Origin of the sequence: Streptomyces sp. NPDC006516 (assembly GCF_040611875.1) — a bacterium.
Taxonomy (GTDB): Bacteria; Actinomycetota; Actinomycetes; order Streptomycetales; family Streptomycetaceae; genus Streptomyces.
Genome location: NZ_JBEXPD010000002.1, coordinates 577,357 through 591,460 on the forward strand (window position 1 = coordinate 577,357; position 14,104 = coordinate 591,460).

Below are 14,104 nucleotides of genomic sequence, written 5' to 3' on the forward strand. Positions count from 1 at the left end.
GCGGATCACCCATGCCGGACGAGGGGGAAGTGTGCTGTCAGGAAGCCGAGCCGGGGCGGAAGCCGTCCCTGCGGAACCGTTCGCCCTCGCAGCACGTGCGGGGCGCCCGGCGGGGCCTCGGGGCCAGAACGCTCGCCGGGCCGGTCAGCAGGGCCCTGTGGCGATACGGCCCGGACGCGTGCGCGCCGTGCCCCTCGTGGTCGTCACCGCCGCGCTGCTCGCCGGCTGTTCGGCAGGCGGTTCCGGGGCAGGCGGCAGCGCCGATCCGGCTCCGCCCACCGCCGCCACGGCCACGGCCACCGCCGTGCCCGCCGCGGAACCGAGCCCGACCGCCGCCTCCTCGCCGCCCACGGCCGCGGAGATCGCCGAACTCGTCACCAACTGGTACGAGTTCGGCGGCGAGGCGGCGATGGCCGGTCTGATCGGCGAGATCGTGGCGGTCGAGGCCGCACGCACCCCCGACGACCTGGGTTACGTCACCGTGGACTTCGGCCCGCTCTTCGACGCGATCGAAGAGGCCGGGTGGCCCGGCACCATTCCCGACCTGAAGGCCCAGACCGCGTGGAGGGCCGCACTCGGACATCTGAAGGACGGCGCGAACGCCGTCCTCAGTTCGTCGCCGGATCTGAGGCTGTTCCAGTCGCGTCAGGAGGCTGAGCAGGCCTACGAGGGGTGGAGGACGTTCGACAAGGGCGTCAAGGAGCTGAAAGCGGTCCAGTCGCGCCTACGGAGCACCTTCAGCCTGCGCCCGTCGTCGGACCCGTGGAAAGCGCCCCGTTGATTCTCCCCGTCGAGGAGACCCGCCGACCGCCCGTCAGCGGCGGCCCGAGCCGCGCCGTGCCGGGTCGATCCGGATCCGCTGCGCGGGGGGCGCGGACTCCAGGTCGTCGAGCTGCGCGACGATCGTGCTGCGGAGTTCGTCGTAGTCGTCGAAGCGGTGGTCGTTGAACAGGGTGTAGCCCGTCCACATCAGGTTGGCGCAGACCCGCGCCGGGACACGTCCGGTGCGGGCGCCCATGCCGACCAGAGCCACCGACGTGATGCTGCCGGGCTCCTTCCTGTTCTGCTGATGGACCGCCTGGAAGGCGGCTGCGCACGCCAGTGCCACGTTCAGGGTCGCGCTCACGTTCTGCGAGGACCCCTCCATCGTCGGCGTCGGTATGAGGAACTTGGGCACGACCGCCCCGGAAGGGACGCACACGGCGCTGCCCACGGGCAGCTTCCCCGCGAAACCGTCTCGGATCGCCCGCTGCACCCGCAGCTGGATGCCGGCGCCCAGGTGCCGCTTGACCGCGGCGTCGACCCCGCCGTCCATCCGGCCCCGTGAGTTGGTCGGGTTGACCCAGGCGTCGACCTTCTCGTCGAGGATCGAGCCCTTGCGGATCTCGATCCCGGGTTCGTCGGCGAACGCCGCCCGCCATGCCTCCACGACGTCCGTGTTGACGTCGGTCAGAACCACCCGGACAAGCGGCGACTGCACACGGCTCGCGGTCATCATTCACTCCGATCGGCAGGTGGTCTCTCCACTGTTCCGAACGCTACCGGCGCCCACTGACAACGTCTCCGACGTGCGCATGTGATGCCGCATCAGGTGATCCGCGACGGGCGCCCGCGGCCGGACGAGGGTGGCGGGCGGCATCGGCCGCCGGATGTCAGTGGCAGGGGATACAACTCGTCACATGCGGGACCGATGCGTATGACGCCGGCTCGCCGATGACCCCGCCCTCAGCACGGATCGACACCGCGGAGCGCCTCCACCATGAGCGATGCCAGCACCCCCGCCCAGCCCGGCCCCGACGACCCGCTCGCCCTCGCCGAGCTCTTCAAGGGCGGTGGCGAACCGTGGCTTCCGCTGCTGAAGCCGGTCATCGAGGCGCACCCGGACGCGCCCGACTTCATCGGCCCGAACCGCGGGCCGGGGGTCGTACCCGTGCGCGAACTGACCTTCCAGGCGCTCAAGCCCAACCCGCCGCACAAGTGGAAGGTCGTCGTCTTCGGCCAGAACCCCTATCCGCGCCCGGAGAGCGCGACGGGCATCGCCATGTTCGACAACACCTTCCACGACTGGAAGGACAGCCAGTTCGGCAGGGTCGTCAGCATCCGCTGCATCATCAAGGCCGCGGCGATGTGGAAGTACGGCATACCCAAGAAGACCCCGATCGCCGATGTGCGGGCGCTGCTGAAGGAGCAGGACACCGTCCAGCCGCCGGAATGGTTCCAGGCCATGCTGACGCAGGGCGTCCTCCTGCTGAACGCGGCACTGACCGCCAGCAGTGACGGGGCGATGGCGACGGACCGGCACACCAGGTTCTGGCGCCCGGCCGTCGAGCGCATCGTCGAGGAGATCCTCAAGGCGAAGCAGAACGCCGACGAGGAGGACCGTTACGTCGTCTTCGCCTGGTGGGGCGCGCACGCGCGCAGCCTCAAGACCGTCGTGACCCGCCTCCAGAAGAAGTACCCGGGCGTGGAGGTCCGGCACATCGACCACCCCAACCCCGCGGCGCAGGGCGACATCTTCTGCGACGGCGAGCACTTCGGCACGGTCAACGCCGCACTCGCGTCGCTGGGCGCCGACGAGGTCGACTGGCTGCCGAGCAAGGGGTGGAACACGGCCGACGAGGGGGCCGGGGGCACGGGCGACGACGTCTCGGCACGCATGGGCGCGTTCATCGCGTCGACCATGGAACTGCACCAGCTGTATCTGGACCGGCTGGCGGGGGTCAAGGACGAGGGTCTCGTCCTGCCCGCGATCACCGGTGTGTTCGATACCCCGCTCCTGGACTTCCAGGACGCCGTCAGCCCGGTCACTTCCCTGCTGGCCGGCATCGGCAGGCATGTCGAGCGGTCGCGTGAATTCGGCAAGAGGCGCGCGGACGAGACCGCGGGCGAGCTGTCCGCCGACGCCATCGCCGCGCTCCACCTGTACACCTGCGAGTCCGCGTTCTACCGCGAGATCAACGCCGTCCTGCGCTCCCCGGACCGGACGAAGGTGGTCCCCTACCTCCCGTATCTGCGGCTGCTGTTCTCGGCGGTGTCGCGGCTTCCCGCCCACACGCAACCGCTGTGGCGCGGGGTGTCGCTGGATCTGCGCGCGCAGTACCCGCTGGGCCGCACGGTGACGTGGTGGGGCGTGTCCTCGTGCACGTCCGAACGCAGTGTGGCCCGCGCGTTCCTCGGCAGTCGCGGCAAGCGGACGATGTTCGAGGTCACCCCCGCGCGAGCGGTGGGCATCCGCAGCTTCTCCGCCTTCACCGGCGAGGAGGAGTACATCCTCGCCCCGGGCACACAGCTCAAGGTCACGGGCGTCCGTGCGGAGCGGGGCGGCCTGTGCACGGTGCAGCTGACGGAACTGGAGGAGCAGACCCTCGTGTCCTGACCGGACACCACCGGGGCTCGGAGGGCGTCACGGCCGGGAGTCCGGGAGAGGCTCCACGTCCCGGAGGCCCGGGGAGAAGCTTCATCCCCCGGAGCCCCGGGGAGGCTCCATGCCCCGGAATCCGCCGCCTTGCCCGGAGGGTCCCGGGCGGGGTCCCGGAGACAACCCGGTATCTGTGGGACGGGCCCCGGCGGTCGTCAACCGGCTCCCGTAGATTGCCCGGTGACCGATCGTCCCGGACGTGAAGGAGTCTGCCAGGTGCCCAGTACTCTGAGCCTGCGGACGCTGGGAAAGCTGAGGACAGCCCCCGGCGGAGACATGGACTGCCGCATCGACTTCTCCGACGGGCCGGGCAGCTCCCGGCCGGTCGCCCACGTGGAACGCGAGCTGCCGCCCGGCGGAGTACCCGTCTATCTCGCGGCACGCAAGAGCGGCGCCCGCTCCTTCGCCCTGTGGGCGGACGAGCACCGCCACGCGCGGGTCGCCACCCTGGTGACCGTCTCCGCGAGCGGGGGACGGGCGCAGTTCCAGGTGCTCGGCGGGCAGGGCGAACAGCTCGGGGTGATCACGCGGGACAAGGCGTTCAGCCGGGGTCTGCGCACACGCTGGACCGTGTCCCCCGCCGGTGGCACCGACGCGGTGGGATACAAGGGCCGGCTCTTCTGGTGGTGCGTGTGGTGGCCCTTCACCCTCTTCCTGCCGATCATGCTCGTGGCCCTCGTGTTCGGCGGAGGCGGCGGGGGCGGGGACTTCCCGCGGGGCCCCCGCCGCATCAAGTGGCGTTCCGGGGGGAAGGTGTCGCTGGAGTTCAAGTCCTCCGGCAACACGGTGCGGCTGTACGCGCCGGAGGTGGACTGGCGGCTCGGAGCCGCCCTCACGGCCTTGATCCCGACCTTCGACGGCTGGATCGGCACCCCCTGGGACGCGCGGAAGGACTGACAGGAGCCTCGCGGTCCGCCAGGAAGCGGGCGAGTTTACCCACCCAGAACGCCCGTCACACGCCGCGACGCCATCTTTTGTTCGTCTGTGCGGCTGAACTTTTGTTGATCTGTGGCCAGTTGTGGGTGGCAGGGGCCTACCCTTGACTGGGTGAACCTGTTGAAGTCCCGCGCGCCCCACGCCGAGGCTGCCATGCCCGGCACCCTGACCGACGATCTGCGTGCCGAGCTCATCGCCTTCCGCCGTGATCTGCACATGCACCCCGAGCTCGGCAACCAGGAGTTCCGCACCACCGCCGCCATCAAGGCCAGGCTGGAGAAGGCGGGGCTGGAGCCGGAGGTACTGCCCGGCGGCACGGGGCTCATCTGTGACGTGGGGGAGTGGGACGGCGTGACGCCGATGCTGGCGCTGCGCGGGGACATCGACGCCCTGCCCATCCCGGACACCAAGGCGGGAGTCTCCTACCGCTCCACCGTGCCCGACCGGGCGCACGCCTGCGGGCACGACGTCCACACCGTGTGCGTCCTGGGTGCCGGCCTCGTGCTCAGCGAGCTCGACAGGCAGGGGCTGCTGCCGCGCCCCGTCCGGCTGCTGTTCCAGCCCGCCGAGGAGGTGCTGCCCGGCGGGGCCGCCGACGCCGTGGCGGCCGGGGTGCTGGAAGGCGTCGGGCGGATCATCGGGGTGCACTGCGACCCCAAGGTGGACGTCGGGAAGATCGGGCTGCGGATCGGCCCCATCACCTCGGCCTGCGACCGGGTGGAGATCTCCCTCGACGGCCCCGGCGGACACACCGCCCGCCCCCACCTCACCACCGACCTGGTCACGGCGGCCGCACGCGTCGCCACCGACGTGCCCGCGCTTCTCGCCCGGCGTGTCGACGCCCGGGCGGGGCTCGCGGTCACCTGGGGGCGGCTCCAGACAGGGCACGCGCCCAACGTCATCCCGCAGCACGCGGAGCTGTCCGGGACGGTTCGCTGCCTCGACCTGGAGAGCTGGCGCCAAGCGCCCGATCTCGTGCACGCGGCGATCGACGAAGTGGCCGGAATGTACCGGGCCAAGACCGTGATCGACTACGTACGGGGCGTGCCGCCCGTGGTGAACGAGGCCGAGACGATCGGCCTGCTCGACGCCGCGATGACTGTCCGCCGCGGATCGTATGCGATCGAGGACACCGAACAGAGCCTCGGAGGGGAGGACTTCTCCTGGTACCTGGAGAAGGTCCCCGGTGCCATGGCCAGGCTGGGCGTACGCCCGCTGGGCGACACGCGCGGCCTCGACCTGCACCGGGGCAACTTCGACGTGGACGAGGAAGCCATCACGGTCGGGGTGGAGCTGTTCACCGCCGCCGCACTGCTGGACGCCTGACCGGTGCCGTCACCGCGCCGCCCAGCGCCCCCGGGGCCGCCGTCCGCCCGCTCGTACCGGTGCCTCGCGACGGTCCCGGGGCCGGGCCCGGCCCGCCCCCGGGACGTCCGGCCCCCGCAGGGCCGGCCGAGGCGCGGGCCGGCCCTGCGGCCCGATCCGTCAATGGCTCGTAAGGCATCTGGACACCTTCTGTTCGCGACGATCCGATAACGGCTTCCGTACAGGTCCTTATCTGACATCTACGCGCGTTACGATCGCGGCGAAACCAGCGCCGGAAGAGGCGCTTCGGTCAGGTTTGAAGGAGCCTTCCCTTGCGCCGGATCACCAGGATTGCCACCGTGGGCGTCATGTCCGCGGCACTCGCGCTGAGCGTCAGCGCCTGTGGCGACTCGTCGTCGGACAGCGGCACGTCGTCCGACTCCAAGGCCGACAAGACGGCCATCGCCTACGACATCGGTGGCCGTGGCGACCAGTCGTTCAACGACGCCGCCTACGCCGGCCTCGCCCGTGCCGAGAAGGAACTCGGCGTCAAGGGCACCGAGGCCGAGCCCTCCGAGGGTGAGTCGGACGCGGACAAGGTCCAGCGCCTGACCTCGCTCGCCCGCGCCGGGAACAACCCGGTGATCGGTGTCGGCTTCGCCTACGCGCCCGCCATCAAGAAGGTCGCGCCGAAGTTCCCGAAGATCACCTTCGGCATCATCGACGACGCCTCGGTGACCGGCGACAACATCGCCAACATCGTCTTCAACGAGGAGCAGGGCTCCTACCTCGCGGGTGTCGCCGCCGCCAAGGTCACCAAGACCAAGACGGTCGGCTTCATCGGTGGTGTCGAGACCCCGCTGATCAAGAAGTTCCAGGCCGGCTTCGAGCAGGGCGTCAAGGACACCGACTCGTCGGTCAAGGTCGTCCCGCAGTACCTGACGCAGCCGCCGAACTTCGACGGCTTCTCCAAGCCCGACCTCGGCAAGGCAGCCGCCCAGGGCCAGCTCGACAAGGGTGCCGACGTGGTCTACTCGGCGGCCGGTCTGGCCGGTTCCGGTGCCATCGAGGCCGTCTCCAAGGCCGGCAAGTGGAACATCGGCGTCGACTCCGACCAGTACAACCAGGCGGGTCTCGCCGACTACAAGGAGTCGATCCTCACCTCGGTCACCAAGGACGTCGAGGACTCGGTCTTCAACCTGATCAAGTCGGTCCAGGACGGCAAGCCGGAGTCCGGTGAGGTCCGCTACGGCCTCGACAAGGACGGCGTCGGCCTGGCCATGTCCAACCCGGCCTTCACCAAGATGACCGACGTCATCGCCGCCGTGGACAAGGCGAAGCAGGAGATCATCGACGGCAAGATCACCGTCAAGACCGCCCCGTAACGGCTCCGGTCGTCAGGCTGGTTTCCCGTGGGCCCGGAGTGCGGACCGCCGCCGCTCCGGGCCCGTGGGGTGCTCGAAGAAGAAGTTGTGCCCGTCGCAGTGCCCTGTTCGCACAGGCCCCTGACCCGGTGTCCGGGCCGTGCCGTGGTCCTACGCTTTACGATTCGGCAGCGCTACGCGTGTAGACAGCCCTCAGGCGCGATAACTTCACCCCGCCCCTCTGCCCCCTGTGCCCCCGCTCCTGTCCGGCCAAGGAGAGTGCGTCATCAACGCGTCCAGCAGTCCCCCCGCCGTAGAACTGCACGGCATCACCAAGCGCTTCCCCGGCGTCGTGGCCAACCACGACATCGGCATCACCGTACGCAAGGGAACGGTCCACGCCCTCGTCGGTGAGAACGGCGCCGGAAAGTCCACCCTGATGAAGATCCTCTACGGCATGCAGAAGCCGGACGAGGGCACCATCGCGGTGGACGGCGAGCAGGTCTCGTTCAGCAACCCCGGTGACGCCATCGCGCGCGGCATCGGCATGGTCCACCAGCACTTCATGCTCGCCGACAACTTCACCGTCCTGGAGAACGTCGTCCTCGGCGGCGAGAAGCTGCACGGCATCGGCTCGGCCGCGCGCAAGAAGATCAAGGAGATCTCCGACGCGTACGGCCTGGGGGTCCGGCCCGACGCGCTCGTCGAGGACCTCGGCGTCGCCGACCGCCAGCGCGTGGAGATCCTCAAGGTCCTCTACCGAGGTGCCCGCATCCTCATCCTCGACGAGCCGACCGCCGTGCTGGTCCCGCAGGAGGTGGAAGCGCTCTTCGCGAACCTCCGCGAGCTCAAGGCCGAGGGCCTCACCGTCATCTTCATCTCCCACAAGCTCGGTGAGGTGCTCTCCGTCGCCGACGAGATCACCGTGATCCGGCGGGGCACGACGGTGGGCACCGCGGATCCCGCGCACACCACCACCAAGCAGCTCGCCGAGCTGATGGTCGGCAGCGAGCTCCCCTCGCCGGAGACGCGCGAGTCCACCGTGACGGACGTGCCGATGCTGCACGTCGAGGGGCTCTCCCTCAGCGTGACCGACCCGGACGGCGTCGTCCGCGACGTCCTGTCCGACGTCGGCTTCACCATCCACAAGGGCGAGGTCCTCGGTATCGCGGGCGTCGAGGGCAACGGGCAGACCGAGCTCATCGAGGCGCTCGTCGGGATGCGCAGCCCTGACAGCGGCGTGGTCACCCTGGACACCGACGACATCTCGCGCACCCCCACGCGCAAGAGGCGTGAGGGCGGACTCGGCTACATCCCCGAGGACCGCCACCGCCACGGCGTCCTGCTGGACGCCCCGCTCTGGGAGAACCGGATCCTCGGCCACGTCACGGAGAAGCCGAACAGCAAGGGCTGGCTGCTCGACCCGAAGGCGGCACGCGCCGACACCGAGCGGATCGTGCGCGAGTACGACGTCCGTACCCCGGGCATCGAGGTCACGGCGGCCTCCCTCTCCGGCGGCAACCAGCAGAAGCTGATCGTCGGCCGCGAGATGAGCCATCAGCCGAAGCTCCTGATCGCCGCCCACCCCACCCGTGGTGTGGACGTCGGCGCGCAGGCGCAGATCTGGGACCAGATCCGCGAGGCGCGCCGCGGAGGCCTGGCCGTCCTGCTCATCTCGGCGGACCTGGACGAGCTCATCGGGCTCTCCGACACCCTGCGCGTCATGTATCGCGGCCGGCTGGTCGCGGACGCCGATCCCGCCACCATCACACCCGAGGAACTGGGCTCGGCCATGACCGGAGCCGCCGCAGGTCACCTCGAAGCAGCACCGGAGGACGAGGCCTGATGAAGAAATTCGACAAGGACCGGCTGATCCTGGGCTTCGCCGGCCCCGTACTCGCCCTGGTCGTCGCCTTCGCGCTCAGCACCATCGTGCTGCTCATCTCCGACCGGGACCCGTTCGAGCTGTACCGGCTGCTGTTCGAGCAGGTGTCGTACAGCGATGTGCAGGTCCTGATCATCAACCAGGCCGGTACGTACTACCTCGCCGCGCTCGCGGTCGCGGTCGGCTTCCGGATGAACCTCTTCAACATCGGCGTCGACGGGCAGTACCGCCTCGCGGCGATGATGGCCGCCCTCGTCGGCGCCAGCGTCAGCCTGCCCGGACCGCTCCAGATCGCCCTGATCGTCGTCGTGGCGATGCTGGTCGGTGCCTTCTGGGCGGGCATCGCGGGCATCCTGAAGACCACGCGCGGAGTGAGCGAGGTCGTCTCGACGATCATGCTCAACTCCATCTCGACCTCGCTGATCGCCTGGCTGATCCTGCCGAAGAACTTCGGTGACCAGGCGGCGGGCTCCAACAACCTGACGACCGGTGAGATCCCGGAGGCCGGATGGTTCCCCGGAGTCACCCTCAGCCCCGAGGCCGGTGACATCTACGGATTCACCTTCGTCGCCGCGGGCTGCGGCCTCGTGTACTGGTTCGCCCTGAACCGCACCCGGTTCGGCTTCGACCTGCGTGCCACGGGTGCCAGCGAGAGTGCCGCCCAGGCGTCGGGCGTGGACGCGAAGAAGATGATCCTGACCTCGATGCTGATCTCGGGCGCGATCGCCGGTCTCGTCGGCATGCCGACGCTGCTGGGCGACACGCACACGTACAGCCTCGACTTCCCCGTGGGCCTCGGCTTCACCGGCATCACCATCGCGCTGCTCGGCCGTAACCACCCGGTGGGCATCGCCCTCAGCGCACTGCTGATCGCGTTCCTGGACAAGGCGTCGTCCCCGCTCGACCAGTTCGGCTTCGAGAAGGAGATCGCCACGATCATGCAGGGCCTGATCGTGATCTCGGTCGTCGTCAGCTACGAGCTCGTCCGGCGTTACGGGACCCGCCGCCAGCAGCAGAAGGTCGGCGAGGAACTCGCCGCCGGCCACGCCCTCACCACCGAGAAGGAGGCGGCCCTGTGAGTACCAGCAAAGTCTCCGCCGCACGCGTCGCCGCCCCGAAGGGCGGCGGACGGCGCAAGCTGTCCCTGCCCGTCGTCCTCCTGATCATCGCCGGTGCGCTCGCCCTCGTCTCGCTGGTGCGTCTCATCAGCGGCGCGGACGACGTGACGTCCGTGGGCCAGGTGAGCGGCGCCCTCGAACTCGCGGTGCCGATCGGGCTGGCCGGTCTCGGCGGTCTCTGGGCCGAGCGGGCCGGTGTCGTCAACATCGGCCTCGAGGGCATGATGATCCTGGGCACCTGGTTCGGTGCCTGGGCCGGTTTCCAGTGGGGCCCCTGGGTGGGCGTCCTGTTCGGCATCCTCGGCGGCGCCCTCGGCGGTCTGCTGCACGCGGTCATCACCGTCACCTTCGGCGTGAACCACATCGTCTCCGGTGTGGCCATCAACATCCTCGCCGTCGGTGTCACCCGCTACCTCTCGAACTTCACCTTCGCCGAGGAGCCCGGCGGGTCCTCCAAGCAGTCACCGCGGCTCGAGGAGATCGACAAGATCACCATCCCGGGGCTGTCGGACTGGATGCAGGACCTGCAACAACACCACTGGTTCTTCGTCTCCGACCTCGCCGGCATCATCGGCGGCCTGGTCACCGGACTCTCGCTGCTGACCGTCGTGGCCCTGCTGCTCATCCCCGTCACCTGGTGGGTGCTGTGGCGCACCGCGTTCGGCCTGCGGCTCCGCTCCTGCGGTGAGAGCCCCGTGGCGGCCGAGACCCTCGGCGTGAACGTCTACAAGTACAAGTACATCGCCGTGACGATCTCGGGCGGCCTGGCGGGACTCGGCGGTGCCTTCCTGGCCATCGTCGCCACCAGCATCTACCAGGAGGGCCAGACCGGAGGCCGCGGTTACATCGGTCTCGCCGCGATGATCTTCGGTAACTGGATGCCCGGCGGCATGGCGCTGGGAGCGGGGCTCTTCGGCTTCACCGACAGCCTCAAGCTCCGCGGCGGCGCCGAGAACGTCCACGCGATGCTGCTGCTCCTGGCGATCCTGCTCGTGATCGTCGTGTTCTGGCAGCTCTACAAGAAGAAGTACCTGACCGCGCTGATCTCGGCGGTCATTTCCGCTCTGCTGTTCACCTGGTACCTCCTGACGGACCAGGTACCGAGCCAGTTCGTCGACGCCGCGCCGTACGTCACCACGCTGCTCGTCCTCGCGCTGTCAGCGCAACGGCTGCGCATGCCGAAGGCGGACGGCGTGCCCTACCGCAAGGGTGAGGGCAAGTGACGGCCGCCGCTCCCGTCGACTGGGACGCACTGCGTGAGGCGGCCCGGGACGCCATGTCCCGGGCGTACGCCCCGTACTCCGGCTATCCGGTCGGTGTGGCCGCCCTCGTCGACGACGGCCGCACCATCACCGGATGCAACGTCGAGAACGCCTCGTACGGCGTCGGCCTCTGCGCCGAGTGCGGGCTGGTCTCGCAGCTGGCCGTCACCGGCGGCGGCCGGCTGACCCACTTCACCTGTGTGGACGGCACGGGCGCGGTACTCGTCCCGTGCGGCCGGTGCAGGCAGCTGCTGCACGAGTTCGGCGGGCCCGGCCTCGTCCTGGAGACGCCCGACGGTCTCCGTACGCTCGACGAGATGCTGCCGCAGGCCTTCGGGCCGCAGCACCTGGGCTGACGACGCCGTCCGGGACGGGCCGGCCGGCCCGTCCCGGACGGCGCGCCGGAACCTTCAACCTCTATGCGCGTAGAGTCACTCAGGACTCTCGCCTTTCCATCCGGCCGGAAGGACTCCCATCCCATGGACGCCATCTCCGTCATCCGCACCAAGCGGGACCGGGGCGAGCTCAGCCCCGAGCAGATCGACTGGGTCATCGACGCGTACACCCGCGGCGAGGTCGCCGACGAGCAGATGTCGGCGCTGGCCATGGCGATCCTGCTGAACGGCATGAACCGCACCGAGATCGCCCGCTGGACCGCCGCGATGATCGCCTCGGGCGAGCGGATGGACTTCGGCGCGCTCTCCCGCCCCACCACCGACAAGCACTCCACCGGCGGCGTGGGCGACAAGATCACCCTGCCGCTCGCCCCGCTGGTCGCCGCCTGCGGCGCGGCCGTGCCGCAGCTCAGCGGCCGGGGGCTCGGCCACACCGGGGGCACCCTCGACAAGCTGGAGTCCATCCCCGGCTGGCGCGCCCACCTCTCCAACGCCGAGATGCTGGACGTGCTGGACACCACCGGCGCCGTGATCTGCGCGGCGGGCGACGGGCTGGCCCCCGCCGACAAGAAGCTGTACGCGCTGCGCGACGTCACCGGCACCGTCGAAGCCATCCCGCTCATCGCCAGCTCGATCATGTCCAAGAAGATCGCCGAGGGCACCGGCGCGCTCGTCCTGGACGTCAAGGTCGGTTCCGGCGCCTTCATGAAGACCATCGAGGACGCCCGTGAACTGGCCTCCACCATGGTCGCGCTGGGCACCGACAGCGGCGTGCGCACCGTGGCGCTGCTCACCGACATGGCGACCCCGCTCGGTCTGACCGCCGGCAACGCCCTGGAGGTGCGCGAGTCCGTCGAGGTCCTCGCCGGGGGCGGCCCGAAGGACGTCATCGACCTGACCCTCGCGCTCGCCCGCGAGATGCTCGACGCAGCCGGACTCAAGGACGCCGACCCGGAGAAGGCCCTGGCGGACGGCTCCGCGATGGACGTCTGGCGCCGGATGATCTCCGCCCAGGGCGGTGACCCGGACGCCGAACTCCCCGTCGCCCGCGAGCAGCACGTGATCAGCGCCCCGTCCTCGGGCGTGCTGACCCGCCTCGACGCGTACGACGTCGGCGTCGCCGCCTGGCGCCTCGGCGCGGGCCGCGCCCGCAAGGAGGACCCGGTGCAGGCCGGCGCGGGCATCGAGCTGCACGCCAAGCCCGGTGACACGGTGACCGAGGGCCAGCCGCTGCTGACCCTGCACACGGACACCCCCGAGAAGTTCGAGTACGCCCTGAAGGCCCTGCCCGGCTCGTACGACATCGCCCCGGCCGGCACCCCCTTCACCGCCACGCCGGTGGTGCGGGAACGCATCGCCTGACCTGCTGCTTTCCCTTTCGGGTGAACGGGACCGGTGGACCATCACCGGTCCCGTTCGGCATGCTGGGATCGGTGACGCACCGATAAGAGGAGACCGCCATGAGCGCACTCACCGTCGATCCCGGGCCGGGCCACGGCCAGGACTGGGACGACCTCGTCCGGATCTGGGAGGAGACGGACGCACCCGAGGGCTGCAAGGTGGAGATCATCGAGGGGATCGTCACCGTGTCGCCACCGCCGTCCAAGGATCACAACACCACCGCGGAACTGCTTCAGCGCAGGCTGTACTCCGTCATCCCGGAGGCCTGGGGGATCTACCAGACGCTCGGCGTCTCCGTACCCGGACGGGCCGGGCTGTACATCCCCGATCTCGTCGTCCTGCCCCGCGCGGTCGCGTCAGGCCCCGGCAATCGCGTGCCGGCGGAGGAGGTCCGGCTCGTCGTGGAGATCACCTCACCGGCCAACGCCAACCACGACCGCATCGGCAAGGCGCACGGGTACGCGAAGGCCGGGGTCGAGCTGTTCCTGCTGCTCGACCCCTGGCACACCGGCCGCCCGACCGCGACCCTGTACGGCGAGCCGAGCGACGGCACCTACCGGGTCCTGGAAGCGGTCGAGTACGGCGAGACTCTGACGCTGCCGAAGCCGTTCGGGCTGGACCTGGACACGGGGATCTTCGCGGTGAGCTGAGGCACAGGTGCACGGGGGGCCGATGAGTTTCGGGCATCCCGCCGGTCTCTCTGGTGTGGATGCCCTGACACCGAACGCCCTCGTCCTCACCGGCCGCGTCACCCGCGCCGATGTCCCGGGACTCTGCGCCGAGCTGGAGGCCCTGCTGAGCGGCGCCCCGGCTGTGGCTGTCGTGGACTGTGACGTGGGCGGTGTCGCCCACCCGGACCTGACGCTGGTCGAGGCGATCGCCCGGCTGGGGCTCGTCGCCCGCAGGGCCGGAGGCGTCGAGCTGCGGCTTCGCAACGTCCCGGCCGAACTGGGGGCGCTGCTCGACCTGGTGGGGCTGACCGATGTGGTGCGCAACGTCCGGCCGGTCACGGAGTGATCC

The 14,104-nt window shown here is 70.0% G+C and carries 13 protein-coding genes; 12 read left to right on the forward strand and 1 reads right to left on the reverse strand.

Features of this window, described 5'->3' with window-relative positions:
- Positions 1-178: 178 nt before the first annotated feature.
- A complete protein-coding gene (locus ABZY45_RS08815) occupies positions 179-781 on the forward strand; it encodes a hypothetical protein (RefSeq protein WP_356737563.1) in 603 nt (200 codons plus the stop codon).
- A 33-nt stretch (positions 782-814) separates the two neighbouring features.
- Here ABZY45_RS08815 and ABZY45_RS08820 read toward each other — a convergent pair whose 3' ends face one another.
- Positions 815-1,495, reverse strand: a complete 681-nt coding sequence (locus ABZY45_RS08820; RefSeq protein WP_356737565.1) for a macro domain-containing protein — start codon at positions 1,493-1,495, stop codon at positions 815-817.
- Positions 1,496-1,759: 264 nt separating this feature from the next.
- On the opposite strand from ABZY45_RS08820, the gene ABZY45_RS08825 reads away from it, so the two are divergent.
- The 11 genes from ABZY45_RS08825 (at position 1,760) to ABZY45_RS08875 (ending at position 14,101) form a co-directional block, all read left to right on the forward strand.
- Entirely contained in the window at positions 1,760-3,376 is a 1,617-nt protein-coding gene (locus ABZY45_RS08825; protein ID WP_356737567.1) for an ADP-ribosyltransferase domain-containing protein, read from the forward strand.
- A gap of 258 nt (positions 3,377-3,634) precedes the next feature.
- Positions 3,635-4,315 carry a hypothetical protein gene (locus ABZY45_RS08830; RefSeq protein ID WP_356737569.1) on the forward strand — a complete coding sequence of 227 codons (681 nt, stop codon included), beginning with the start codon at positions 3,635-3,637 and terminating at the stop codon, positions 4,313-4,315.
- Between the two features lie 159 nt (positions 4,316-4,474).
- Positions 4,475-5,680, forward strand: a complete 1,206-nt coding sequence (locus tag ABZY45_RS08835; RefSeq protein WP_356738743.1) for an amidohydrolase — start codon at positions 4,475-4,477, stop codon at positions 5,678-5,680.
- Positions 5,681-5,991: 311 nt separating this feature from the next.
- Positions 5,992-7,044, forward strand: a complete 1,053-nt coding sequence (locus ABZY45_RS08840; RefSeq protein ID WP_356737571.1) for a BMP family ABC transporter substrate-binding protein — start codon at positions 5,992-5,994, stop codon at positions 7,042-7,044.
- 241 nt (positions 7,045-7,285) lie between these two features.
- Positions 7,286-8,869, forward strand: a complete 1,584-nt coding sequence (locus ABZY45_RS08845) for an ABC transporter ATP-binding protein (RefSeq protein WP_356738745.1) — start codon at positions 7,286-7,288, stop codon at positions 8,867-8,869.
- The gene (locus ABZY45_RS08850; RefSeq protein WP_356737573.1) at positions 8,869-9,987 is read left to right on the forward strand and encodes an ABC transporter permease; all 1,119 of its coding nucleotides are present in this window, start codon (positions 8,869-8,871) and stop codon (positions 9,985-9,987) included. Before ABZY45_RS08845 ends, ABZY45_RS08850 begins: the two co-directional genes overlap by 1 nt.
- Positions 9,984-11,249, forward strand: a complete 1,266-nt coding sequence (locus ABZY45_RS08855) for an ABC transporter permease (RefSeq protein ID WP_356737575.1) — start codon at positions 9,984-9,986, stop codon at positions 11,247-11,249. The genes ABZY45_RS08850 and ABZY45_RS08855 overlap by 4 nt, the downstream gene beginning before the upstream one ends.
- On the forward strand, positions 11,246-11,644 hold the full coding sequence (locus tag ABZY45_RS08860; RefSeq protein ID WP_356737577.1) for a cytidine deaminase: 399 nt from the start codon (positions 11,246-11,248) through the stop codon (positions 11,642-11,644). Before ABZY45_RS08855 ends, ABZY45_RS08860 begins: the two co-directional genes overlap by 4 nt.
- Positions 11,645-11,767: 123 nt before the next feature.
- On the forward strand, positions 11,768-13,045 hold the full coding sequence (locus ABZY45_RS08865) for a thymidine phosphorylase (RefSeq protein ID WP_145803804.1): 1,278 nt from the start codon (positions 11,768-11,770) through the stop codon (positions 13,043-13,045).
- Positions 13,046-13,143: 98 nt separating this feature from the next.
- A complete protein-coding gene (locus tag ABZY45_RS08870; protein ID WP_356737580.1) occupies positions 13,144-13,734 on the forward strand; it encodes a Uma2 family endonuclease in 591 nt (196 codons plus the stop codon).
- A gap of 22 nt (positions 13,735-13,756) precedes the next feature.
- Entirely contained in the window at positions 13,757-14,101 is a 345-nt protein-coding gene (locus ABZY45_RS08875) for an STAS domain-containing protein (RefSeq protein WP_356737582.1), read from the forward strand.
- Positions 14,102-14,104: the final 3 nt, after the last annotated feature.

What these genes read in the sequence shown, in the direction of transcription:
- ABZY45_RS08870 (WP_356737580.1), top strand. Translation starts at nt 13,144, where the DNA reads ATGAGCGCACTCACCGTCGATCCCGGGCCGGGCCACGGCCAGGACTGG.
- ABZY45_RS08825 (WP_356737567.1), top strand. Translation starts at nt 1,760, where the DNA reads ATGAGCGATGCCAGCACCCCCGCCCAGCCCGGCCCCGACGACCCGCTC.
- ABZY45_RS08820 (WP_356737565.1), bottom strand. Translation starts at nt 1,495, where the DNA reads ATGACCGCGAGCCGTGTGCAGTCGCCGCTTGTCCGGGTGGTTCTGACC.
- ABZY45_RS08865 (WP_145803804.1), top strand. Translation starts at nt 11,768, where the DNA reads ATGGACGCCATCTCCGTCATCCGCACCAAGCGGGACCGGGGCGAGCTC.
- ABZY45_RS08850 (WP_356737573.1), top strand. Translation starts at nt 8,869, where the DNA reads ATGAAGAAATTCGACAAGGACCGGCTGATCCTGGGCTTCGCCGGCCCC.
- ABZY45_RS08875 (WP_356737582.1), top strand. Translation starts at nt 13,757, where the DNA reads ATGAGTTTCGGGCATCCCGCCGGTCTCTCTGGTGTGGATGCCCTGACA.